The following is a 22257-nucleotide window of genomic DNA, read 5'->3' as shown; positions in this document are numbered from 1 at the left end:
AGAAGTGCCATGACCGCACCCCCATGGCGGCAGACCGCCATCTCCTTCGTTGACTCTGACATCGCCGAGCGGACCGCCATCACCCACCTTGCGCCGATCTTGGCCAACGCCGAGGCCCGCAGCCTCCTCACCGCCTGGTTCTACGTACGCAAAGGCGAGCGGCGGCTGCGCTACCTGCCCGCGACCAGCAGCGGCACCGCCGAAAACTACGTGGACGGCGAGCTGAAACGGCTCGTTCAACGCCGCCTCGTCCACGGCACCGTCGCCGGCACCTACGAGCCCGAGGTCTACGCCTTCGGCGGCCCCGACGCCATGGACATCGCCCACCAGCTCTGGCACCACGACAGCCGCCACCTCCTCGCAGGCACCACGGCGCACCATCGCGAGCAGTCAATCATGCTGCTCGCGGCGATGATGCGGGCGGCGGGCCTGGACTGGTACGAGCAAGGCGACGTGTGGGCACGCGTCGCCGAACACAGAGACCCGCCCGACCCTGCCCGCACTGCCTCCCTGCATCGAGCCACGCAGCGGCTCCTCACGGTCGACATCGCCAGCCTCACCGCCCCCGGTGCAGCGATGGCCGACTGTTCGGCCCTGGTCGAGGCTTACGCAACTGCCGGTGGCCGCCTTCGGCAGCTCAACCAGACCGGGCGGCTACACCACCGCGGACTACGGGGCATCCTCGCTCACCACGTGATCTTCACCTGGAACCGGCGCGGCGTTCCCGGGCTGCACCAAGCAGCTGTCGCCACGGCCGCCAAGACTCTCATCTTCGGCCCCGGCCCCAAGGTCGGCCTCCTCACCACAGGCGGTGAAGCATGAACCCCGATGTAGCCCGTCGCTTCCCTCTTGTCGCCCGGCCTCGCCCCGCCTGCACGCCCCTGGTCCAGCGAGTAGCTGACCTCGAACACCGTGCCGCCCTCGCCCAAGAGCACCACAACGTGGCCTCCGCGACCGCAGTCTTCAACCTCGCCGCCCTGCTCGCGTCCGACTGCGGCCTGCCCGACCTCGCCCGCACCTGGTGCCACCGGCTCGCCGCCATCGCACTGGCCCACAGCACCGAACCCCGACATGTCCTCGAACCCATCGTCAACCTCGCACGCCTGCACATCCGCGCTGGCGATGGCCCCACTGCCTGGACCCTGCTGGAGAACCTCTACCAGGCAATCGCCACCCGCACCGACACGGTGATCGACGGCATCCTGATCCAGGCCGCAAACCTCACCGAAGCACCCTCCAGGTACGCCAACGCACGTACCTGGCTATGGAGCGTCCTGCTCGGCACCGGCGCCCACGCCCTCGCCGCCGCCGGCCGCTGGGACGAAGCAAGTCAACGCCTCAGCCAGCACAAGGGAGTTGGCGAGCGCATGCTCGATGGCAGACAGGTCACCGTCATCGCCCACACCATCGCCGGTCGCCACCAGGACGCTTACAGGCTGCTGTGCACCACGCAACCGGGCGAGGCATGGGAGAACGCCGTCACCGCCAGTCTGCATCTGCATCTACCCGGCCGCGACCCAGCGGAGGCGGCCACCACCGCGTTGGCGATCTACAACTCGCTGGGATCTGATGAACCGACACTCTTCCGGACCCGACTGGGTCTCACTCTCGTGGACGCCCTTCACACCAACCACCAGGGACGTGATCTGCTCATCATGGGCCTCATTGCCCTAGCGGCCGACGACGGCTACGCCGCTCGCGACCTACTCGAACACCACGAATGCGTTGACGTCGCCAGCAACCAGCAACGAGCCGGACTTGCCGACCTAATGTCTGCATGCGGCCTCGGCCAAGGCGCCTTGCCCGCGACCCTGCTCGCGGCCATCGAACAGGCCCTCGACACGGCGGAGATGATCATCAAGGAGTCGGCCACTGGCCTCGTTCCACCGACAACGGCGGCCACGGCGAGCAGCCGTAGGCGACTGAACCGCCCCGGATCTTGTAGAGACTCCACAGAACCCGGGGCGGCTCAGAATCCCGTTTTCGGCCGTCGTTGACATGCCGCACCTACGATATGGGCATGTCGCCGACGAGACAGGAGCTGACACGCGCGCGGGAGACGTTTTTCCGGTCGCTGTCGTCTCGTGCGGGGCACGTGCTTCCGGGCTGGGTCGCTGGTGTGGTGTTGATCAGTGTGGAGGACGGGGGCGGTTGGGAGTTCTGGCGCGTGGCGATGCGTGACCGGAACGTTGTCGTGGGCAAGGGCAGCGAGCCGGCCGATGCCACAGTCACGTTGTCGACTGGCCTGTTCCACGACCTGATCACGGGGAATGATCAGTTGATAGCCGCGATGCTGCGTAATGAGGCGACGGTGATGGGGAAAGTTGCACTGTTGTTGGTTTTTCGGCGGTTCTTTCCCTCCGCGCCCGGGTCGGGTGATCCGAGGGACCGGGTCGATGGCTGCCGTTGGCGGGAGCGGATGGATGAGACCGTCGCCCGGAGCCGGCCGGCGGAGCGAGCATGAAACCGCTGGTCAACATTCTTGACGGCAACACGTTTTTGGTCAGCGACCGGCAGGGGGATGTTGATCCCTCGCCTGCTTTTCCCACAGGACTGTTCTCCTATGACACCCGCTTTTTGTCTACTTGGCTGTTGACCATCGACGGCGGTCGGCTTACCGCGTTGTCGGTGGATGACCTGCAGTATTTCGAGAGCCGATTTTTCCTGGTGCCGGGTGAGCCGACCCATTACGTGGACACCGACATCTCGGTGATCCGTCACCGCACGATCGGTGGCAGCTTCGATGAAGATCTTGCGGTGCTCAACGAGGGAAACAAGCCAGCGAATCTGGTCGTCAGGGTCGAAATGGGCGCGGACTTCGCGGACCTGTTCGAGGTCAAGAACCCAACGCGGAAGGCGGCGCCGGTCACGGTCGCCGTCCGTGACGGCATGCTGTGTTTCACCTATCGTCGGGGCAACTTCGAACGGCAAACAGTGGTGTCCAGCAGCGTGGCCGGCGATGTCGATGAGCACGGCATGACCTTCCGGATTCAGGTTCCCGCACACGCCGAGTGGCGCACCCGGCTGCATGTGGCGACGAATATTCTGGGCGCACAGCAGCGCGACTTCCGGGACAGCCTGCGGGTGCACCGTCCCCGCTCCGCGGCGCAGATCTCCGAGGAGCTGGCCGGATGGCTGGACAGGACGCCACGGCTAGTCAGCGACAGCGAGACGCTCACATCGACCTACCGGCGCAGCCTGACCGATCTTGCAGCGCTGCGGTACACCTCGGTCAGCACCGCCACTCACCTGGTCGCCGCTGGTCTGCCGTGGTTCATGACCCTGTTCGGCCGCGACAGCCTGTTCACCTGTCTGCAGTCTCTGCCCTTCCTGCCACATCTCACACCGCCGATCATCACCGCGCTGGCGCTGGCCCAAGGGTCTCGCTTCGATGACTTTCGCGATGAGGAGCCTGGCAAGATTCTGCACGAACTGCGCTACGGAGAATCAGCCGGCTTCGGGGAACAACCGCATTCTCCCTACTTCGGTTCCGCCGACTCAACCATGCTGTTCGTGATTCTTCTCGACGAGTACCACCGATGGACCGGCGACGACTCGCTTCCGAAACGGTTCGAGATGGAGGCCCGGGCCGCACTCGACTGGATCGACACCTACGGCGATCTGCTCGGCACCGGATATGTGTGGTACCAGACACGCAACCCCGAGACGGGATTGCAGAACCAGTGCTGGAAGGACTCGTGGGACTCGATCTCCTATGCCGACGGCCGGCTGCCCGGCTTTCCGAGAGCCACCTGCGAGTTGCAGGGCTACGCCTACGACGCGAAGAAGCGGGGCGCCCGGCTCGCTCGACTGCTGTGGGACGACCCGACCTACGCGCATCGGCTGGAGCAGGAGGCGGCCGATCTCAAGGACCGGTTCAACCGGGACTTCTGGGTCGGCGACGGCCGGTTCTACGCCTTGGCACTGGACGCCGAGGGCGGGCAGGTGGACGCCCTGTCATCCAACATCGGGCACCTGCTTTGGAGCGGCATTGTCGACCAACGGCGCGCCGCCGACGTCGTCGGCCACCTACTCGGAGCACGGCTCTTCTCCGGCTGGGGGATCCGCTCGCTCGCCACCGGAAACGGCCGCTACAACCCGCTGGGATATCACGTGGGGACGGTGTGGCCGTTCGACAACTCGATCATCGCTTGGGGCCTCTGGCGGTACGGGTTCCGGGAGGAAGCCAGCATCATCTGCCAAGCGCTGTTCGACGCCGCGCGATACTTCGACGGCCGCCTTCCAGAAGCATTCGCTGGATACGATCGGAAGCGAACAAAGTATCCCGTAGAATACCCAACGGCGTGCAGCCCACAGGCATGGTCCGCAGGGACGCCGCTGCTCCTAATCCGGGTGATGCTCGGACTGCAACCTCACGGCAACCACCTCGTCGTCGACCCCGCGCTTCCTGACAGCATCAGACGCATCGAACTACTAGACATTCCCGGCCGGTGGGGAGTCGTGGACGCCCTCGGCCGACGACGACCGGACACCAACCACAACGAACGAGACAGCGCCTCTCGCAGTTGATTGACTGACGAATCACCCAGAGTATCCGCCAAAGGATGGTGAACGGAATGAAGTCAGCCAACGAGGTATTCCTCTTTGAACTCGCGGCCATGCAGGACATTGAACGCGAAGCGCGTTCGATTCTGGGACTCCTCATCGGCGCCCGCGTCCACAACGACACACTCAAACGCATAATCGAGGACATGGCCAGCGCCAGCAACCAACACCTCGAAAGAATCGACAGCTGCCTGCGACACCTCGGCACAGCACCCCTGCAAACCCGATCCGCACCCATTCGTGGAGTTCAGGAAGACTTCCAAGACTTTCTCAGGGCCCCCCACAATGACGCAGTCCGCGACTTGTTCGCCCTCAACACCGCTCAACGCATCACCAAACTCGCCATCGCCGGCTACGAACACCTCACCGACTGGGCGACCATCATCGGAGCCCTCACCTGCACGCAGTGCCTCCTCAAGAACCTCGTCGAAAAGACAGAGACCTCACAACAACTGAGAAAGCTCAACCAAACCCTCAGCGAACAGCTGCTCGCCACCGCGGCGCCGGCAAGATCGTGAACGGGACCGTAAACTAATGGCCCTGACGGGATGGGGGCTATCAATCCCCTGAAAACGTGGAGTCTCGGCTATGCGGCTAAAGCCCCAGAGCTCGCGCCGCTGATCGCGCGCCGTCGGCGGCCGTCGCAGGCGGAGTGCTGGCGACGCCGGTTGTAAAAGTCGGTGATCCAGGGTGGCGATCTTGAGGCGTGCGCGACTCTTATCAAATTAGCCTCAGCCCTTCGTTGACGGCTGTCCCAGGGCTGAGCTGGAAACGCAGAAGTGCCTTCTGATCTGGGAAAATAGGGCTTGTCGAGAGTCCTGCTCATCCCGTTACGGAAGGCACCTGCAGAGTGAAGGTACCCCAACACGTCCAAAGATCGTGGTCACCGGTGGCGGGCGGGGCGTGGTCAACCACGCCGGTGCCCGACTGCTGGCCGATCTCGCGGACGCAACCGATCTGACCAGCGCGTTCAGCCAGGCCCTCGCCGACTGGCTCGGGGTTCGGCCAGGAGATCGTCGACGCTGGTGGCGCGGGCGAAGCGGCGCACCGTGCCTCGCGCAAGGCCGAGTCGCCGCGTGATTTCCCGGAGGCTGTGCCCCTCGGCGAGCAGAGCCTGGACCTGCTGGCAGCGGCGCCGGGTTCGGGGCACCAGCAGCCCCTGCTCTGCCCGGTCAGCGAGGGCATCGGCCGAGAGTTGGTGCAGGTCCGCCGTTGACCGCCGGCGTCGGCTGCGCTTGCGGGGAGGTGTTCAGGCAGCGGTAGTGGCGGGCGACGGTCTTCTCGACGTGCTCGGCGAGGTTGTGCCACAGATGCCACCGATTGGCGACCTGAACAGCCTGTGGCGCACCCACACGGGCGCCCTCGGCATAGGCGTTAGCGCGATCCCGGCAGATGACCTGCACGCCGGGATGCCGCCTGAGCCAAGCGGCGAGGGTGCCGGCTTCGCGGTCGGGCAGAACGTCGACCGGCCAGCGGGCCTCGACGTCGACCAGCACAGTCGCATACCGGTGCCCTCGGCGGAGCGCGAAATCATCCACGCCCAGGGCGGTGAGCGTTCGGGACTCGGCTGTGACGCGAAAGTCAGTCGGGTGTCCGGAAGCCCTGGAAGAGACCCAGGGGGCCGGTGCTTGTAGGGCCTGAGTACGGGCACATTGCAAGACCTGCACTACTGCACTATCTGAGACCTTCTCGCCGCTCAGCCAGCCGGGTGAGGGTGTCGCCGTTGCGCAGGTGAGCCAAGGCCATCAGCGCCTACTGCTGCGCAGGCAGCCTCCGCCAGCGGGTGCCGAGCGCACGTCGGCGGTCGCGGATCAGCTCGGTCAGGCGGGTCAGGCTGCGCGTGGACAGCGGGATGCTGGCAGGACAGGTCAGCAACGAAGCTCCTGTGCTGGGCGGTGCGTCTTGGTCGACTGCTGTCCTACCGGGAGCTTCGTCCTATCTGGAGCAGCGACACGCCGCTGAGTGCCTGCTCAGGCCCCTCGATCACGATGAAAATGGCTCAGTGATCATGTTCATCTGCGCGCTGTTGCTTGTGGAGAAGTCCAAGCGCGTCGAGGCGATCAAGGCGATGGCTGAACTAGTCAAGGCCTTGCGCCCGGGCAAGAAGAACCAGTTGCCATGATCATCGAACGGACCTCACGGGGAAACGCAGACGCCGGCGACGGGCAGGCTGCCCCCGTTTACCCCCCGAAAACCCCTCCCCAGAACTGAGTACGAGTGACAAGCAGCGATAAGCGTAGGGCGGCGTTCGTGCAGGTCAACGCCAATATATGACCAGCGATGACAAGCGCGGCAGGGTGACGGATGGTAACCGTGTGTCGCAGGTTCGAATTCTGCCAGGGGCAATTTTTATCCGCATTCAACCGTATTAGTCCGATTCTGTGCCTCGACTCCCCATGCTTTGACCTGCGCAAACGTCGATCAGATCTCGACTGAGTCGATGCGCAGGTTCGGCCGACCTGGCACTCCTGGGAACCGCGCAGTGGCTCGCCCCCCGCTACTCGGGTTGGGGTCGGAGGCCCCGGGGCCACGCGTCGAGGGCTTCTTCGGGCTGGTGTCGTTGCATCCATTTTCGGGCGGCCGCGTGGCTGAACCCGCGCTGTTGAAGGAGGTCGAGGGCGGCTGCCCGGACCTCCCGGCTTTGGTCCTTGCCGTCGAGGTGGTCCCTCATCCTGGTTACGATGTCGTCGTAGTCGACCTGGTAGCGGCCGTTGACTTTCTGTGCGAACAGGGGCAGGAGCTTGTAGTAACGCCGCTCGCTGATGCCGAGCTGTGTCCACGGATAGCGTTGCGGCGACTCCCGCTTGTGGTGCTCCATGACGACGATGCTGGCCTTGCGGCGGACATACCGGCGGGTGAGTTCCGCACCCTGCGCCGGGTCGAATCCAGGCTGGATCAGCTGCTCCAGCAGCATCGCCGCAGCTGAGCCCAGGTCCGGCGCATCCGTCTTGCGGTGGATCAGCTCGACCTGCTTCGGATAGGCCAGCGCGACCACATTCCTTAGCGCCGGCTCGTCACCGCGCAGGTATCTATGCCAGTAGGCCTTCAACACCACCTGGCAGGCAAGCTCGTATGGGGTCGAGTTGTCGTCGATCGTGATGGTCGGGATCCCGAAGCCGTGGATCGCCGACGCTAACCGGCGCCAAGGCCGGTTCTTGGGCGGCTGTGCGCCTTCTGGCCATATGCGCGCGGTGAAGGCCCAGTCTGCGGGCTGCTTCGTCATTGGGGCCACGATCAGTGTGGGCTCGGCGGCGGCAAGCGGAATCCAGTTGTCGTCGGCGGACCTGTCGAACAGCGGTTCGACGAGCGTTCCGTCGTTCTGTGTCTCATGGGTTATCCACACCAGACGACGTGTGACCTGGATCCACCAGCCGCCGACTGCTTCACCGATGACCGGCACGTTGAACCTGGTGTTGGAGTTCATGACGCGACGGAAGAGGTCCTTGCGCTCCTCATAGCCGACGAAGGTTCCCAACCATTCGATGACGTAGTCCCGCGTCAGTGCGCCCTGGCGCGCCGCGCGGGCGACCAGTTGACCGGCAAACCCGAGTCCGTCAGCCACGGACCTGGCAGTAGGGCTGGGGTACACCAACGCGTGAACCTGCAGCGCCGCGGCGAACTCCGGCCTCACCGGATCCGGTACTTGCCACACCGTGTCCGCGGTTTCCATAGATCCCATGTGCATGTTGGGGACGTCGATGAACGGCAGGCCATTGGTCTCGAACACGGTGGTGGACCGCCGCACGGGGTCGAAGGTGCGTCCCGACAGCGTCTCGATCTCCTCCGCGGACTTTCGCAACACCCTTCGCAGTTCCTCGGGGTCCGGGTTGCCGCCAACCTGACGGGCAAGATCATCCACGAGGTTCTCGGACCAATGTCCCACCGGGGCAGTATATGAGGGTGTGAAGCACGTTTCCTCCCACATCACTGCCGGATCGGTCGGTTGGCGATCACCAGCGCCGGGTGCGACGGCCCGTATGCCCACGCTGCAGCCGGGCAGGCAGCCATGACAGTCCTGCTGTGGATTGCCGTGCTCGCACCGACCGTGCTGTTCCTTGTCTTCGGCCTGATGTACGTCCTTCTGGATTCGCCCAGAGACAAGAAGGCGCTGGCGATCCTGAAGCTGCTGCCCAAGTCCCCAACACAGGTCATCAGCCTGATCGTGGACATGATCCGGTCGAGACTCCAGAACTGAGCAGCTGCCAGCCGTCCGGCGATCCCGTGGCTGGCATGCGATCAAGGTTATGCGCTGCCTCAATGCAGCGTACGAGCCGTGCAGAGCTGCCGGTATGCAGCCGCGAAAGGGCTCGAATCCGGTACCCGGCCAGGTCATGCGTTGTCCAGCCGCCAGAACGCAGTGATGACAACAGGCCCGCCGCCCGACGTGAGCCGTTCCCATGTTTGACGGCTCCCGCCATCGGATGCGGTCGTCGGGCCAAACAGGGCCTAATCCGCGACATGGCAGCCGGCGTCACCCGATGACCTTGGGCGCTCGCATTGGCGCACCATCCGACGGATGTGCGGTCGGGGCCTCCCCGAACGCCTGGCGCAGGTGCAGGGCGACCTCCTCTTGGGCGTGCGCGGCCTTGTCCAGCACCGCGGCAAGGCCGAAGAAGTCGTGCATCACTGCCCTGTAACGGACCGACGTGGCCCGCACGCCGGCGGCCTCCAAGCGGGCGCACCACTCATCGCCCTGGCTCTGCAGCACGTCGCGGTCGGTGGTGACGATCAGTGTCGGCGGCAGACCGGCGAGGCCCTGCGCGGAGAGCGGGAGCAGATCGACCCTGGGGTCTTTCAGGCTGTCGGTCACGCCACGGAAGGCGTGCATCATCATCCAGGACAGCAGTGGACGATTCAGCGGCCGGGCGTCTGCGGCGTCCCGCATGGACGCGCCGTACTGGGCGGTGGTGGTCAGCGGGCAGACGAGCACCTGCGCCACGGGCAGTGGCTCACCTGCCTGCTTGAGCTGACCGCAGGTCGAGGCCGCCATGTTCGCCCCGACGCCCTCGCCACCGATGGCGATGCGTGACGGGTCGCCGCCGAGCTCGGTGGCGTTGGTCCGGAGCCACCGGTAGGTGGCCAGCACGTCCTCGTGGGCGGCCGGGAACACGTGCTCGGGAGCCTTGCGATACTCCGGCGACACCACGATCGCGCCCGTCCGGTTGACCAGGGCGCGGCAGGACGCGTCATAGTCGTCGTTGGTGAACAGGATCCAACCGCCACCGTGCACCCACATCACGACGGGCACCGGATCGGCGGTCTGGCCGAGCGGCTTGTAGACGCGTACGACCTGATCACCACCCGGGCCGGGCACGGTGACGTCCGCCGCCGATCCGACCTCCTCGGGGTCCGTCGGCCGCCCGTCCTGCTGCAGGATCTCCATCGCCGCGTCGGCGAGGCTCGGCTGCTGGCGGGCCTGCTCGAGGGTGAGGAGCTCGTACGGGGCCAGTACCAGTCGGGACCAGGTGTCGAGGATCCGCTGCGCCTGGGTGTCGAGCAGCCAGGAGGCGTCGGTCGACAGGACGTTGCTGCGGCCGGATACCCGGTCGCGTACCTTGTCCATGAACCCGGCGGCCACGTTCATGAGCCTGCGACGGCGTCCGGTGGGCGGGACGGTGGGATGCGAGCGGGCCGGGACCGACCGCTTGGCGGCGAGGTACTGCTCGCCGAGCCGACCCATCTCCTCCGCGCCCACCGCCCGACGCAGCGCCGGCAGGAACTCCCGTTCCTCCTTATCGATATGGTGCCGGACACCGCCGATCAGCTTGTTCAGCGCCCGCTCGAATTCGCGGCTGCCAGGATCCGCATGGTCAAGCAGGACGAGCAGCCTCTTGAGGGCCTGGTGCTCGTCCCGCCCCTCCTCGGCGTCCGCGGCGGCGCCGATCTTTGCCAGCGCCGGATACAACACCTCCTCCTCGGCCTGGGCGTGCAGGGCGCGGCCGTAACTCACCTGGTCGACCAGCATGCGCCGGTCACCGCGTCCGGCCTCGATGTGCTCGAAGAGGCGGTTCGTCACCACGTGCTCGTCGGCGATCAGGTGGTCGAGGTCGCCCGGCAAGGTCGCGTACGGCAGCGTCATCGGACACCTCCTCCTCCACACTTACCGCAACCGGCACCGCCTTCGCGGCATAACCTGGCATGTCGCCAAGAACCCGAACGGGCGGGTCGACGCTGGTCAGCGCACATCCCAGCCAGGCGTTAGCGCCCGGCCGCACCCGCAGTGAACATGGGTCGGCCGCGAACCACCACCTACCTCACGGCCGACCTGCCCTCTGTCGCCGCCGCGCTGGTCGCGATGACCGGTCAGCCACACCCGCTCGCCCCGCCGCTGCGGACGTGGCTGACAGGCCATGATGACCGCGGGAACCGCCAGCCGCATCGTCAGCCCCCGAGCGGCTGTCGCCAGGGATGTTCGGTCACCGCAGATCGGACTCGCAACCGCTCGCCGAGGGTGGGGAGCTGGCCGACCCGTCCCGGTTCACCGGCATCCTTGCCGACCGGCTGGCCCGCCGTGAGCCCGGCACTGTGACGGTGATCGGTTAGGCACGAGAAGGGGAGTGGCGTCATCCGGACGCCGCCCCCGCAGATCTCCTGCATGTCGTCAGCCCCGGCAGGCGCGGGCGTCATGTGCGGGCCGGCACGGCGGGCCGGACCGAGAGGTCGAGTTCGCCGCCGACGACATTGACCTCGATGGTGTCGCCCGGACTCGCCCCGTCCTCGAGCAGCAGCGTCGACAGCCGGTCTTCCAGCTCACGCTGGATGCTGCGCCGCAGTGGCCGCGCCCCGTACTCGGGCTGGTAGCCCCGGTTGGCCAGCCACTGCGTGGCGTCCGGGCTGATCTCGAGGTTGATGTTCTGTGCGTGCAACCGGCGGCGGGTGCGGTCCAGCAGCAGGCCGGTGATCTCAAGGAGCTGGTCCCGGTCCAGGCCGGTGAAGACGATGATCTCGTCGATCCGGTTGAGGAATTCCGGCCGGAACCGCTGCCCCAGCAGCCCCATCAGTTCCTCGCGCTGGTCGCTGACCGGACGCCCTGCCGCCTGCGCGGCCAGAATGCGGTCCGCGCCGATGTTGCTCGTCATGATCAGGATGGTGTTGCTGAAATCGACCGTGCGACCCTGCGCGTCGGTGAGGCGACCGTCGTCGAGCACCTGCAGCAGCGCGTTGAACACATCCGCATGCGCCTTCTCCACCTCGTCGAAGAGCAGCACCGAATACGGCCGACGCCGAACCGCCTCGGTGAGCTGACCGGCCTCCTCGTACCCGACGTAGCCCGGGGGCGCTCCGACCAGCCGGCTGACCGTGTGCTGCTCCTGGAACTCGCTCATGTCGAAGCGGATCATGCTGGACTCGTCGCCGAAGAGCGCCGCGGCGAGGGCTCTGGCCAGTTCAGTCTTGCCGACGCCGGTGGGTCCGAGGAAGAGGAACGACCCGTCGGGTCGCTGGGGGTCACTCAGCCCGGAACGCGATCGGCGTACGGCGGCCGCCACAGCCCGTACGGCCTCGTGCTGGCCGACCACGCGCTCGTGCAGTTGCTCCTCGATGCGCCTCAGCCTCTGCTTCTCCACCTCCGTGAGCTGGGTGACGGGAACACCGGTACGGCGGCTGACCACCTCGGCGATGTCGCTCATGCGCACCTCGGGCACCGGAGGCGTGCCCTCCTGCGCCGCCGCCAGGTCCCGCTCGGCCGCACCGATCTCGGCTTTCAGCGCACCCGCGCGCTGATAATCCTCGTTCGCCACCGCGCTGTCCTTCTCCCGGCGCAGCTGGGACAGCCGCTTCTCGATCTCCTTCTTGTCCGGAGCGGGGGTGCGGGAACGCAGCCGGACCCGGGCCCCCGCCTGGTCGAGCAGGTCGATGGCCTTGTCCGGCAGAAACCGGTCGGTGATGTAGCGGTGGGACAGTTCAGCGGCGGCGTCCAGCGCTTCGTCCGTGTAGCGCACCTGATGGTGCGCCTCGTACCGGTCACGTATGCCCTTGAGGATCGCGACGGTGTCCTCCACGCTCGGCTCCGATACCAGGATCGGCTGGAACCGGCGCTCCAGCGCGGGATCCTTCTCGATGTAGCGACGGTACTCGTTCAGTGTCGTCGCACCGACCACGTGCAGTTCGCCGCGGGCCAGGGCGGGCTTGAGCATGTTGCCGGCATCCATCGCCCCCTCGCCACCGCCGCCCGCGCCGACCACGGTGTGCAGTTCGTCGATGAAGAGGATCAGCCCGTCCTCGCCCGACGTCACCTCCTGGATCACGTTCTTCAGGCGCTCTTCGAACTCACCGCGGTACTTGGTGCCCGCCACCATCCCGGACAGGTCGAGTGCGACCACACGCCGGTTGGCCAGGGTTTCGGGCACCTCGTCGTTGACGATGCGCTGCGCGATGCCCTCGACGATGGCCGTCTTGCCGACGCCCGGCTCGCCGGTGAGCACCGGATTGTTCTTCGTACGCCGGGAGAGCACTTCGATCGTGTCGTCGATCTCGTCGTCACGGCCGACGACCGGATCGAGCCGACCGGCCCGGGCGTCCTCGGTGAGGTCCCGCCCGTACTGGTCGAGGGTGGGGGTGCTGCTGGCCCCGCGCCCGTCGGCACCGCCCGCCGGCGGCGTGGGCCCGGTGACGGCCCCACCGAGCGCCCGCAACGCCCGGCCCGCGGTCGTCTCCGGGTTCGCGGCGATGCCGAGCAGGAGGTGTTCGGGGCCGATGTACGTCGCGCCGGACCGTCGCGACTCGCGGTGCGCGTCGAGCAGGGCGCGCTTCGCCGCCGGCGCGAGCGGAGGGGTGTCCTCGCGTGGCCTGCCCTTGGGGACGGCCGACTCTATCTGGCGGGCCAGGTCGTCGGGGTCGGCGCCGCTCGCGCCGAGCATCCGGCGGGTGGGGTCGGCCTGGGTGGCGGCCCACAGCAGGTGCTCGACGTTGAGGTACGGACTGCCCCACTCCGTAGCCTGCTCGGCTGCCCGTTGCAGGAGTTGCCGCGACTCGGTGGAGAGCAGCTGGGACAGGTCGACCCGCTCCACCGGACGTCCCGCGAACGGATCCCCCCCGAAGAACCGACTCATCAGATCATCCAAGGAGCCGCCGGGGATGCGGAACGCGTCGAGCGACATCTCATACCCTTTCTGCCGGTGGGGTGGGTCCTCGGCACAGGCCCACCTGAACGCTACGCACCTTTCGCCCGTCAAGGCGGCTTTTGTGGGTTTGCGGGGAGGTCAGGGTTTGTACTCGCTGCGGGTGCGGGGGAGCCACTGCGGGTGGTTGTCGCGGATGTAGCCGATCAGGCCCTCGCGGAGGTCGCAGCGGAGGTCCCAGGCGCTGGCCCCGTCGGCGGCTGTGGCCTGCACCTCGATCACGACGCTCGCTGCGGTGGCATCGACCATCTGCAGAACCCACCGGCGCCGGTCCCACAGCGGTGAGGACTCGACCAGCCGTTGCGTCTCCGTGCGCAGGTCCTCGAGGTCGGCGGTGTGGTCCACGTGGATCTGGACCTTGCCGACCACCCGCGCCTCGTGCCGGGACCAGTTCTGAAACGGGCGCTCGGTGAAGTACATCGTCGGCAGGATGAGCACCCGGTCGTCCCACAGCCGGACGACCACGTTGGTCAGCTTGACCTCTTCGACCCGGCCCCACTCACCCTCGATGACCACCACGTCGCCGACGTGCAGACCGTCCGAGAAGGCGACCTGAATACCGGCGAACGCGTTGCCCAGCGCGGTCCGGGCGGACAGGCCGATGAGCGCGCCGACGACGCCGGCCGAGCCCAGGACGGAGATCCCGAACGCGCGGATGGGCGGGAACGTGGTCATGATCAGGCCGATGGCCACGATCGTGATCACTACCGCGGTGAACCGGACCGGGCCGAGGCGGTACGGCTGCGACGGGCGCGTGCGGGTATTCCGGACGAGGTCCGGCACCGGGAGAAGTGGCGCCTTGCTCTGGACATGCTCGACGAGATGCTCGAGCAGTGGGACTGGGTAAGGCATCGCAGGACGGCGATCGCCTCGTCGACGACCGCGGTGTTGAGTCCGGTGGCGGTATGCGCAGCGATACCGACCGACAGGGCATCGGCCTGGTCGGTTTTGCGGCCGTGTCCGGTCGACAACATCCGCACGCGGCGGGCCAGCTTCGCGGGCACGTCGACCACCCCGATGTCGTCGGCGGTCAGTCTGGCGGTCAGCGCGGCGCCGAGGCCGCCTGCGCCTTCGACTGCCCAGACGGCGTGCGGCCAGCGGCCGGCGAAGCGACGCAGTTGTCGATAGCCGTCGCGGTTGACCTCGACACGGATCGCGGCGACGGGTTGGAGTCGGCTGTCGACCGCCACAGCAGTCCATGACGCCTTGTGAGGATCGATCGCGATGACGACCGGTGCGGATGCTGAGGGCAGGGCCAGGGGCACGGGCTTCTCCTTGCGGAGCCGGATAGGGGAGTCCGGCGAGGAGGGCAGACCAACTTCGGGTTAAACAGACCTCTCTCGAGCCACTCTCGCCGGCGGTTGCGATCGGGGCGCAGGCCGTTAGGGGGCCAGCCCGAAGGCGGCAGGTGTTTCCCGAGCGACCCCGACCGCAACCTCGAAGATCATGGCTGCAGACCCTGATCTCCGCCACCAATCCAACAAGTTGGTGTTTCCGGCTTGACCCGCCGGGCGTAGTGCCTGGCGAGGAAGGTGCCGTGATGACCCCGTCGCAGGTAAATGGTCGGATCTGAGCCGGTGGCCGAACAGTTCGGCCGGTTTGGGGGATGAGGGGTCACCCGCTTGGTTATGCCTGCCGTGATGTGCGGACGGTGCGGGCGTGGGGGCGAAGCATCAGGTCAGGAAGCCACGAACCTGGAGGGAACAGGAATGACTGCTGCGACGATGACGCGAAGCGATGAGCAGATCCAGCGAGATGTGCTGGCTGAGTTGAAGTGGGATGCTCGCGTCCAGCCCAACGAGATCGGGGTGTCGGCCAAGGACGGGGTGGTGACCCTGACCGGGTGGGTCGACTCGTTCGTGAAGAAGTGGGCCGCTGAGCAGGCGGCACACCGCGTACGGGGGGTGAAGGCGGTCGCGAACGACATCGAGGTGCGGTTGCCGACCTCGACGGAGCGCACGGACGCGGATCTGGCGGCGGCGGCGGCCCGGGCCCTGGAGTGGGATGCGCTGGTGCCGAGCCAGAACATCCACGTAACCGTCACCAGGGGATGGGTGACGCTGAGCGGCGAGGTCGAATGGGAATACCAGCGACGGGCGGCGGAGCGGGCGGTGCGCCGGCTGTCCGGGGTGCGGGGAGTGACCAACCAGATCTCCCTGCGGCCGCGAACGAGGGTGGACCTGGCGGAGGCGCGGCGCCGGATCGAGGAGGCGCTGGTCCGTACCGTGGACACGCCCGGCGAGCGGCTCACCGTGACCATCGAGGGTGACAAGGTCATCTTGACCGGTGTGGTCCGGTCCTGGCGTGAGCGCGAAGAGGCAGCGCGGGTTGCCTGGTCGGCCCCAGGAGTGACGCAGGTGGAGAACCGCATCGTGGTCGTGCCCGAGGACTAGACGCGGGCCCCGGCCGTTGTCCTCCGGCGTCCGCTGGCTCCGGTCGGACGTTCGCGTGGCGATCCGTCAGAGAGGGCCGCCTGGCGTGGCCGCCTGCCGTCTCATATCGGCCCAGCCCTCTCTGACGACCACGCCGCACCTGCGGATCCCGCCTAGGAACGTCGCCGCACCCTCGGCAGGTGCATGCACACGTGCCGCCACTGGCAGCGGCGCGAGGCGAAGGCGGGGAGGAACCGACGCGGGCGACCGCGTTTCCATCGAGGAGTAAGGCGATGCGAAGTAGACAGGACGTCTGGTGGCAGGCCCTTCGGGGGGCCGCCGCGATCGTGTTCGGATTGCTCGCCCTGGCGTGGCCCTCGGTGACGGCGCTCGCGCTCGCTGTGCTGTTCGGCGTGTACGCGCTCACCAACGGAACGCTCAACCTGACTGGGGCTTTCAGCCGCGACAAAGCGGGCAAAGCTAGGCTGCTGCTTGTGCTGCGGGGTCTGCTCGGGATCGCGGCCGGCGCGGTGGCGCTGTTGTTGCCCGCGATCACGGCCCTGGCGTTGGCTGTGGTTATCGGGGTGTGGGCGGTCGCCACGGGCGTCCTGGAAATCGGGACGGCGGTGGTAGTGCGGCAGCACGGCCGAGGGCTGCTCGCCGTGGTCGGGGTCTTGTCGATTGTGGCCGGCGTCCTCTTGCTGCTCCGCCCCGACGTCGGCGCTGTGGCCATCGCTCAGGTGATCGGCGCCTACGCCATCGTGGTCGGCGCGCTGACACTGGCAGAGGCCTGGCGACGGCGCCGCTCCGCAGCCAAGACTGAACGCCACGCTGGCTAACACGAACGCCACCCCGACGAGACCGTGACTTGTAGGTGTACCGTCCCCGCCACCTCGGCGTACACCCGAACCGAGGCAGCCTTGGCGGCCACGTCCAAGATGCGTAAGCCGTCCAGGTGAGGAAACACCACGCGCAAGAGATCAGAGAGCTGACATAGCGGAAGAACATCGATCAACGAGTCTCGATCACCAAGTTGGTGCCAGAGGCAAATCTGATTGGCCGTTGACAGCACCAGCAGTTGTCCTCCTGGCAGCGCAGCCGGGGCTGGCTTTGCACGGAACCGCACGGCAGCACGGCTGAACCCCTTTACGAGCCCGACACCCTCGCCAACGGGGTCGTTCAAGGGCCCGACAGCGGCACCCCAGCCACCGCCGCGTCTCCAGCGCCTTGGCCTGCGACGCACAAAGCGACGCGCATACCCGGGTGCCGAGCAGCGCGGTCAGGGCCGGGCCGGTACGACATCCAGAGCAACGTGTGCGACGTTGATCGTGTCGAGTCAGACCTTGTATCGAGCTGCCAGTTCATCCGGTTGGTCGGCTGGAGGGATTTGCTCAAGCAGTGCTAGTCCTTCACGGCAGCGCGCTGGTAGATCGGCTCGTAGTCGCGGGCCATCCGCTGCGTGGAGAGGTTCTCCGCCACGTGGGCGACGCAGGCCGCCGGGTCGAGGGTGGTCGCCTCGTGCAGCGCCGCCGGCAGTTCCTCGTCTGCCTCGCAGACCAGGCCGGTCAGGCCGGGTCGGACGAGTTCCGGGACGGCGCCGCGGTTGAGCGCGACCACTGGGGTGCCGGTCGCCATGGCCTCCACCATGACCATGCCGAAGGGCTCCTCCCACTGGATGGGCATGATCAGGCAGCGGGCGTCGATCAGCAGCTGCAGCACGGCCTCCCGGTCGGCGTTGAACACCACCGTGATGTCGTCGTCGAGCAGTGGCCGGATGACTTCGTCGTAGTAGCGGCGTTCGATCGGCTCATTGCACTTGCCAACCAGCATCAGCGGCAGGCCGGCGGCCCGGCACGCCTGGATGGCAACGTCCGGTCCCTTGTCCCCCAGCGCCCGGACGGGTTCGTCCCTCTTCCTCGGGCCCACCGGCGTCGGTAAGACCGAGTTGGCCCGGGCACTCGCCGCAGCCGTGCGCTGACGCTGCTCAACGCCACCGGTCAGGTCCGCCGCGTCCTGGACCTCACGGGCGTCCTGCCGCTGCTCGGCCCCGATGACGCTGCCCCGGGGCCGCTGCCGGGCGACGCGTGACCGGGCACGACGCTCAACGCCAGCGGCGAGTCTGTACGCGTCAGCGGCAGGAGTCGCTGGCGGCGAGCCTCGGCTGGCAGGTGCGGGCCGAACGGGTGGGCGGCTCGGCGTGATCGGGGATGGCGCGCTCCTCGCGGGCAGGCCAGGGCGGTGCGGTGGAACTGAACGAGATCCGTCGGTGACACCCGCTGCGCGCAGGCGGCTGGACGATGCCGTCTCCGGAGAGTTTTCACCTGGTCAGAGCGGGGTAGCGATGGTCGCTGTCAGGACGGGAGCCTCGGGAGACAGGATCACGGCCGTGAGCGAGTTGACCACGCACCTCGACCTTCCTGTCGGTGTCGACGCTCTCGCCGCCGCCCGCCAGGTCACCAAGGCCGCCCTGACCGCATGGGGGCTCGGTGACCCGCAGTGGGTGGACGACGCCGTGATGATCGCCGACGAGCTGGTGGCCAACGCGGTGCGCCACGGCGGCGGCTGCCTGCGCCTGCAGATCCGCGCTACAGACGGCAGGGTGACGATCGCGGCCGTCGACGGCTCCGCCGTCGTTCCCCGCCGCCGTGAGCCAGACGGCGACGGTGGCCGCGGTCTAGCGATCATTGAAGCGCTGTGCGACGAGTGGGGCGTCACTGACCTCGACGATGGTCACAAGTGCGTGTGGGTCCGACTGGCGCCACCGCCGTCGTGACCCGCGACGAGCTGCTCGATCGAGTTCCGGGGCCTGCGGAAACGGTCATCAGTGACGAGTGGTGCTGGTAGCGTCAGCGGCGCCGGGAGCGGCGGGCGCAGCCAGGCGGCTGGCTTCCTCATAAAGCGCCCGCCGCTCCCACCTGATCCACCGCAGGGACCGCCCGCGGCAGTGCGCACCGCGCGGTTCCGAGGCTGGTTCGCCTCGACGAACTCCCCCTCCGAGACCAGAGGGCGAGGGCAGGTGGTGAGCGTTTACGGCCGCCGCTGCCGTGAGGCCGTCGGAGGTCGATGGCTGCAGCGGATCCTCCCGGCCAACAGGGTCGCATGGCTGGCGACGGATGTCCCATTCGCTAGCGTTTAGCTGGCCTGGGGACCGGCAGTGGGTACCAGGTGGGGCAGACGAACGGCGAGAGCGAGGCGCTGGGGCTGCCGGACACCTTGACCTCGAGTTCGCGGGTGACGGTGAAGTTAGCGGGGCGGCTCGGCCTGAGCGCTCCTGTGGCGCCGGTGGTGAGTCTTGATCCTCTGTGGCTCGGCTGGGCCGTCTGCCCTTGTGTCCGTGCGTGTTGACCACAGCCTGCTGTGCGGGTTGTGGCGACGCCTGCCGCCCTGGTGCCTGCCCCTGCGCGGGGTCTGGCCTGTTCATTGGCTCGACCATAGTGACGTTTGTCGTCCCCCGCACCTGCGAGGCGTCCGCCCAGCCGGGCGTCAACGGCAGGTCGCGCCTGCCCGGACACCGACCGGGAGCCGGGCAGGCGCGGCCCGGGACGGACCTGAGCCACCTGAAGTCGAGCCGAGACCGGACGCTCGGCGGCGGTGCTGTCGGCCGTCACCACCGCCCGTCCGCGCGCAGCACGCGCTCGCCGGAGACGTAGAGGTCGTCCGGGGCGAGCAGGAGCAGCCGGACCACCTCGGCGGCGACCTGCTCCGGCAGCGCGGAGACCTCGTCCAGAAACTCGTCGCCGACCCGTTCCTGCAGCCGGGTCGGCATCGGCCCGGGATGCACCAGCATCACCTTGATCTGGTTGCTGTGCTGCACCTCGGCCAGCGACTCGACCAGGCTGCTGCCGTAGCTCTTGGTGGCCCGGTAGACCGGGATGCCGGGCCTGGGCTTCGCCACCGCCATCGCGCCGATGTACACGACGTTCCCCCGGCCCTGCCGCCGCATCTGGTGCAGCGCCTCCTTGATCACAAAGGTGGTGCCGAGCACGTTCACATCCACGGCCCGCCGGATGCGCTCCGGGGACAGGTCCGCCAGGTCGCCGCCCGCCCACATCGAGGCGCAGGCCGCCACCCCGTCGATCTCGCCGTACCGGTCGGCCACCTCGGCGAACGCCTGCCGAACCTGCTCGTAGGAGGAGACATCGCAGACGGCGCCCGCGCAGCCCAGGTCATCGGTCACCGCGGCAACCTCGTCCGGCGCGTCGCCGACGACGGCGACCCGGTGCCCGCCGACGAGCAGGCGAGCCACCGCCAGCCCGAGTCCGCTGGTCCCACCGACCACCACAAAGGTTCTGGCACCCATGTCCCTCCAGCCGTCGTAACCACGAGCCGTCATGCAACGGCTCGTGGCTTCCCGCTTTTGCCAGGTCCACACCCGGCCCACCGTCCCCCGGAGGCCGAATCGTTCGTGGACGGACGGCGAGGGCTGGTGACCGGCCCGTCAGCGACACTGCCGGCAAGACCGACCGGATAGCCAGGTGGCTGCCTGAACGCGCCAACGCCGCGGCCCGGGACGCCCGCCACGCGCGGGCCGCCGCCGAGGGCCGAACCGGCCTGGAAGCCGAGACCATCACGTTCGGCGAACTGCTGGAGGAGCACAACGAGGCTCTGTGGCAGGTTCATTGCGACGCGTGCAACCCGCACCGCACGAGCGGATGCGAAGGGTGCTACTGGTTCGCCGTCGAACGCTGCTCGACATGGGCTCAGCTTGTGAACTGGACGGCACATCTCCTCAGGAAGGACTGGGTCGCTGCGACCAACTGGCTCGACTTCATAGAGGCCGCGGCTGATGGTAGAACCATGACGGGCCTGGTCTGCCACCCAGCCGACAGGTACCGAGACGCGTAATCAGTGACCTGGAAGGGGCGACCGTTCGTCCGCCCCTCCCCAGGTCTGGCGACTTCGTCATGGGCTGCTGTCCGACGAGAGCTTCGTGCTAGCTGTTCATGTGGGCAATGCCCAGGTGCCGCTGATGACGACGGCGTCAGCGGCCAAATCGGGCCGTTCCCATGTTCGACGGGACCCGCCGGGGGCACCATCCAAGACCAGCACGAAGAGGCCCTTGACCAGGGGAAACCCGGTCAAGGGCCTTACTCGTGTGTCCGGCTGTGTCCGGCCGTCAGCGGCGCGTGGCGGGCGTCTGTGCCATATCCGTGCCAAAGTTCGGCCGCTCGGTCAGTCGTGGCCGAAATGCTCGGTCGACGCGTCGCCGGAGCGCAGCCTCACCGCCGTCTAGGCACTTGGCGTAGATGCTGAGCAGCACCCCCTCCACCGACTGCCCGGCCCAGCCGGCTACCTGGGTCGGCAAGACTCCCCCGTTGAACCAGGTCAACACGGCGCATGTATCGCCGGCCGTTAAGGGGCCAGCGTGGTTCGACTCGGCATGGCCGACCGTCACCTTCCGGCACGACGGATGAACGCCTACCTCGGGCGGCTGCTCGGCGAGGTAGGCGCGGCGCTGCTCAACATCGACGGCTCGGTGTGCGGCAGCTTCGCCGAATACCCGGCGCGCCGACACTTGGGAAGGTGTACTGAGATACCCACCACGATTGCCCGCTGGCCCACCTTTAAAAGAGTGAGGCTTAGATTAACCGACAGAAGTGGGCACGGGAGCGCCTTGCTACCTCCTCCCCAGTCCTTGACACATCAAAATACCGTTGATAGGATCTTGTTAACTTCCATATCTCGATATGCCGAGCTAATCAATGATGAAGGTCCAGAAGTACCGACAACTTCGCAGCATCTTCAGCTTGAGATCGCCGGAAAATCGAGCGCGGGCACAACGAACGGGGAGCGCATATGAGGATCATCCGAAAAGCCATTGCCGTTTTGGGCTTTATAGCGCTAGGCATGGCCGTCGCGCCACCCGTAGCCGCTCAAGCCGCCACCGCGCAGCCGGCAGCAGCCCTGGCAGCTTGGGATTGCCCCTCCGGAAACCTCTGCGTCTGGGACGGCACGGGTGGAACGGGCGCGCGCTGCCTTTGGAGTGACGCCGACCCCGACTGGCGCAGCGGTATCACTTGCTCCTGGTCTCTCAATTGGCCAGTGCGCTCGGCCTACAACCGCGGGACCAGCTCGGCCTACCGTGGCGTCACAATCTACCAAGGCGCGAATTATGTGACTGCTCAACATTATATTGCGCAAGGCGTGAAAAGCAGCGACGTTTACTACTACGCACGGTCACACCGTTGGCAATGATCCCT

Annotated in this window: 18 protein-coding genes and 6 pseudogenes; 14 read left to right on the top strand and 10 right to left on the bottom strand. The window is 67.2% G+C overall.

Features of this window, described 5'->3' with window-relative positions:
- The first annotated feature begins 9 nt into the window (after positions 1–9).
- The 6 genes and pseudogenes from DLJ59_RS09425 to DLJ59_RS37305 all read left to right on the top strand — a co-directional run.
- On the top strand, positions 10–822 hold the full coding sequence (locus DLJ59_RS09425) for a thiopeptide-type bacteriocin biosynthesis protein (RefSeq protein ID WP_124772112.1): 813 nt from the start codon (positions 10–12) through the stop codon (positions 820–822).
- A 119-nt stretch (positions 823–941) separates the two neighbouring features.
- Positions 942–1997, top strand: a complete 1056-nt coding sequence (locus DLJ59_RS09420) for a hypothetical protein (protein ID WP_208648614.1) — start codon at positions 942–944, stop codon at positions 1995–1997.
- A 23-nt stretch (positions 1998–2020) separates the two neighbouring features.
- A complete protein-coding gene (locus DLJ59_RS09415) occupies positions 2021–2464 on the top strand; it encodes an SCP2 sterol-binding domain-containing protein (RefSeq protein WP_158630816.1) in 444 nt (147 codons plus the stop codon).
- Complete coding sequence (locus DLJ59_RS09410) at positions 2461–4530, top strand: amylo-alpha-1,6-glucosidase (protein WP_124772110.1); 2070 nt, start codon at positions 2461–2463, stop codon at positions 4528–4530. The genes DLJ59_RS09415 and DLJ59_RS09410 overlap by 4 nt, the downstream gene beginning before the upstream one ends.
- A gap of 47 nt (positions 4531–4577) precedes the next feature.
- Positions 4578–5084 carry a YciE/YciF ferroxidase family protein gene (locus tag DLJ59_RS09405; RefSeq protein ID WP_158630815.1) on the top strand — a complete coding sequence of 169 codons (507 nt, stop codon included), beginning with the start codon at positions 4578–4580 and terminating at the stop codon, positions 5082–5084.
- 281 nt (positions 5085–5365) lie between these two features.
- A pseudogene (locus DLJ59_RS37305) lies at positions 5366–5553 on the top strand (hypothetical protein); the annotation flags it as partial.
- On the opposite strand, the gene DLJ59_RS38255 reads toward DLJ59_RS37305, so the two are convergent.
- From DLJ59_RS38255 to DLJ59_RS37300, 3 genes and pseudogenes are all read right to left on the bottom strand, one after another.
- The gene (locus DLJ59_RS38255) at positions 5537–5716 is read right to left on the bottom strand and encodes a helix-turn-helix domain-containing protein (protein WP_158630814.1); all 180 of its coding nucleotides are present in this window, start codon (positions 5714–5716) and stop codon (positions 5537–5539) included. The pseudogene DLJ59_RS37305 and the gene DLJ59_RS38255 overlap by 17 nt on opposite strands.
- A 147-nt stretch (positions 5717–5863) precedes the next feature.
- Positions 5864–6119: pseudogene (locus DLJ59_RS36300) on the bottom strand (ISL3 family transposase); the annotation flags it as partial.
- Between the two features lie 202 nt (positions 6120–6321).
- Positions 6322–6441: pseudogene (locus DLJ59_RS37300) on the bottom strand (IS5/IS1182 family transposase); the annotation flags it as partial.
- On the opposite strand from DLJ59_RS37300, the gene DLJ59_RS36295 reads away from it, so the two are divergent.
- Positions 6419–6688: a hypothetical protein gene (locus tag DLJ59_RS36295; RefSeq protein WP_158630812.1), complete on the top strand. Its 270-nt coding sequence runs from the start codon at positions 6419–6421 to the stop codon at positions 6686–6688. The pseudogene DLJ59_RS37300 and the gene DLJ59_RS36295 overlap by 23 nt on opposite strands.
- Before the next feature lie 375 nt (positions 6689–7063).
- On the opposite strand, the gene DLJ59_RS09390 is transcribed toward DLJ59_RS36295, so the two are convergent.
- Positions 7064–8449: a hypothetical protein gene (locus DLJ59_RS09390; protein WP_124772108.1), complete on the bottom strand. Its 1386-nt coding sequence runs from the start codon at positions 8447–8449 to the stop codon at positions 7064–7066.
- Between the two features lie 60 nt (positions 8450–8509).
- Between DLJ59_RS09390 and DLJ59_RS09385 the strand changes: the two genes are divergently transcribed.
- Positions 8510–8761, top strand: coding sequence for a hypothetical protein (locus DLJ59_RS09385; RefSeq protein WP_124772107.1), 252 nt, complete (start codon positions 8510–8512; stop codon positions 8759–8761).
- Positions 8762–9037: 276 nt separating this feature from the next.
- Here DLJ59_RS09385 and DLJ59_RS09380 read toward each other — a convergent pair whose 3' ends face one another.
- Positions 9038–10645, bottom strand: coding sequence for an alpha/beta hydrolase fold domain-containing protein (locus tag DLJ59_RS09380; protein WP_124772106.1), 1608 nt, complete (start codon positions 10643–10645; stop codon positions 9038–9040).
- Positions 10646–10974: 329 nt separating this feature from the next.
- Here DLJ59_RS09380 and DLJ59_RS37870 point away from each other — a divergent pair, with 329 nt between their 5' ends.
- On the top strand, positions 10975–11109 hold the full coding sequence (locus tag DLJ59_RS37870) for a hypothetical protein (RefSeq protein ID WP_279635737.1): 135 nt from the start codon (positions 10975–10977) through the stop codon (positions 11107–11109).
- Positions 11110–11189: 80 nt separating this feature from the next.
- Here the strand turns inward: DLJ59_RS37870 and DLJ59_RS09370 are convergent, their stop codons facing one another.
- Both DLJ59_RS09370 and DLJ59_RS09365 read right to left on the bottom strand, forming a co-directional pair.
- Entirely contained in the window at positions 11190–13664 is a 2475-nt protein-coding gene (locus DLJ59_RS09370; protein ID WP_124772105.1) for an ATP-dependent Clp protease ATP-binding subunit, read from the bottom strand.
- Positions 13665–13766: 102 nt separating this feature from the next.
- A complete protein-coding gene (locus DLJ59_RS09365) occupies positions 13767–14390 on the bottom strand; it encodes a mechanosensitive ion channel family protein (RefSeq protein ID WP_244235923.1) in 624 nt (207 codons plus the stop codon).
- Positions 14391–14399: 9 nt separating this feature from the next.
- Here DLJ59_RS09365 and DLJ59_RS38250 point away from each other — a divergent pair.
- Positions 14400–14522 (top strand): annotated as a pseudogene (locus tag DLJ59_RS38250) (transposase); the annotation flags it as partial.
- Between the two features lie 41 nt (positions 14523–14563).
- Here DLJ59_RS38250 and DLJ59_RS38245 read toward each other — a convergent pair.
- Positions 14564–14875 (bottom strand): annotated as a pseudogene (locus DLJ59_RS38245) (IS110 family transposase); the annotation flags it as partial.
- A 519-nt stretch (positions 14876–15394) separates the two neighbouring features.
- On the opposite strand from DLJ59_RS38245, the gene DLJ59_RS09355 reads away from it, so the two are divergent.
- Both DLJ59_RS09355 and DLJ59_RS09350 read left to right on the top strand, forming a co-directional pair.
- Positions 15395–16078, top strand: a complete 684-nt coding sequence (locus DLJ59_RS09355) for a BON domain-containing protein (RefSeq protein WP_124772103.1) — start codon at positions 15395–15397, stop codon at positions 16076–16078.
- Positions 16079–16350: 272 nt separating this feature from the next.
- Positions 16351–16896 carry an HdeD family acid-resistance protein gene (locus tag DLJ59_RS09350; RefSeq protein ID WP_124772102.1) on the top strand — a complete coding sequence of 182 codons (546 nt, stop codon included), beginning with the start codon at positions 16351–16353 and terminating at the stop codon, positions 16894–16896.
- Between the two features lie 562 nt (positions 16897–17458).
- Here the strand turns inward: DLJ59_RS09350 and DLJ59_RS36885 are convergent.
- Positions 17459–17941, bottom strand: a pseudogene (locus DLJ59_RS36885) (glycosyltransferase); the annotation flags it as partial.
- A gap of 502 nt (positions 17942–18443) precedes the next feature.
- Between DLJ59_RS36885 and DLJ59_RS09340 the strand changes: the two are divergent.
- Positions 18444–18830: an ATP-binding protein gene (locus DLJ59_RS09340; protein ID WP_167493834.1), complete on the top strand. Its 387-nt coding sequence runs from the start codon at positions 18444–18446 to the stop codon at positions 18828–18830.
- 831 nt (positions 18831–19661) lie between these two features.
- Here the strand turns inward: DLJ59_RS09340 and DLJ59_RS09335 are convergent.
- Positions 19662–20357 (bottom strand): SDR family NAD(P)-dependent oxidoreductase, encoded by a 696-nt coding sequence (locus DLJ59_RS09335; RefSeq protein WP_158630811.1) that lies wholly within the window; start codon positions 20355–20357, stop codon positions 19662–19664.
- Between the two features lie 1496 nt (positions 20358–21853).
- Between DLJ59_RS09335 and DLJ59_RS38240 the strand changes: the two genes are divergently transcribed.
- Positions 21854–22252 (top strand): peptidase inhibitor family I36 protein, encoded by a 399-nt coding sequence (locus tag DLJ59_RS38240; RefSeq protein WP_124772098.1) that lies wholly within the window; start codon positions 21854–21856, stop codon positions 22250–22252.
- Positions 22253–22257 lie beyond the last annotated feature (5 nt).

This window comes from Micromonospora inaquosa, from assembly GCF_003857055.1.
GTDB classification, from domain to species: Bacteria; Actinomycetota; Actinomycetes; order Mycobacteriales; family Micromonosporaceae; genus Micromonospora; species Micromonospora inaquosa.
Note: the sequence above shows the minus strand (reverse complement) of the source record. Positions and strands in the feature narration are given on the sequence as shown.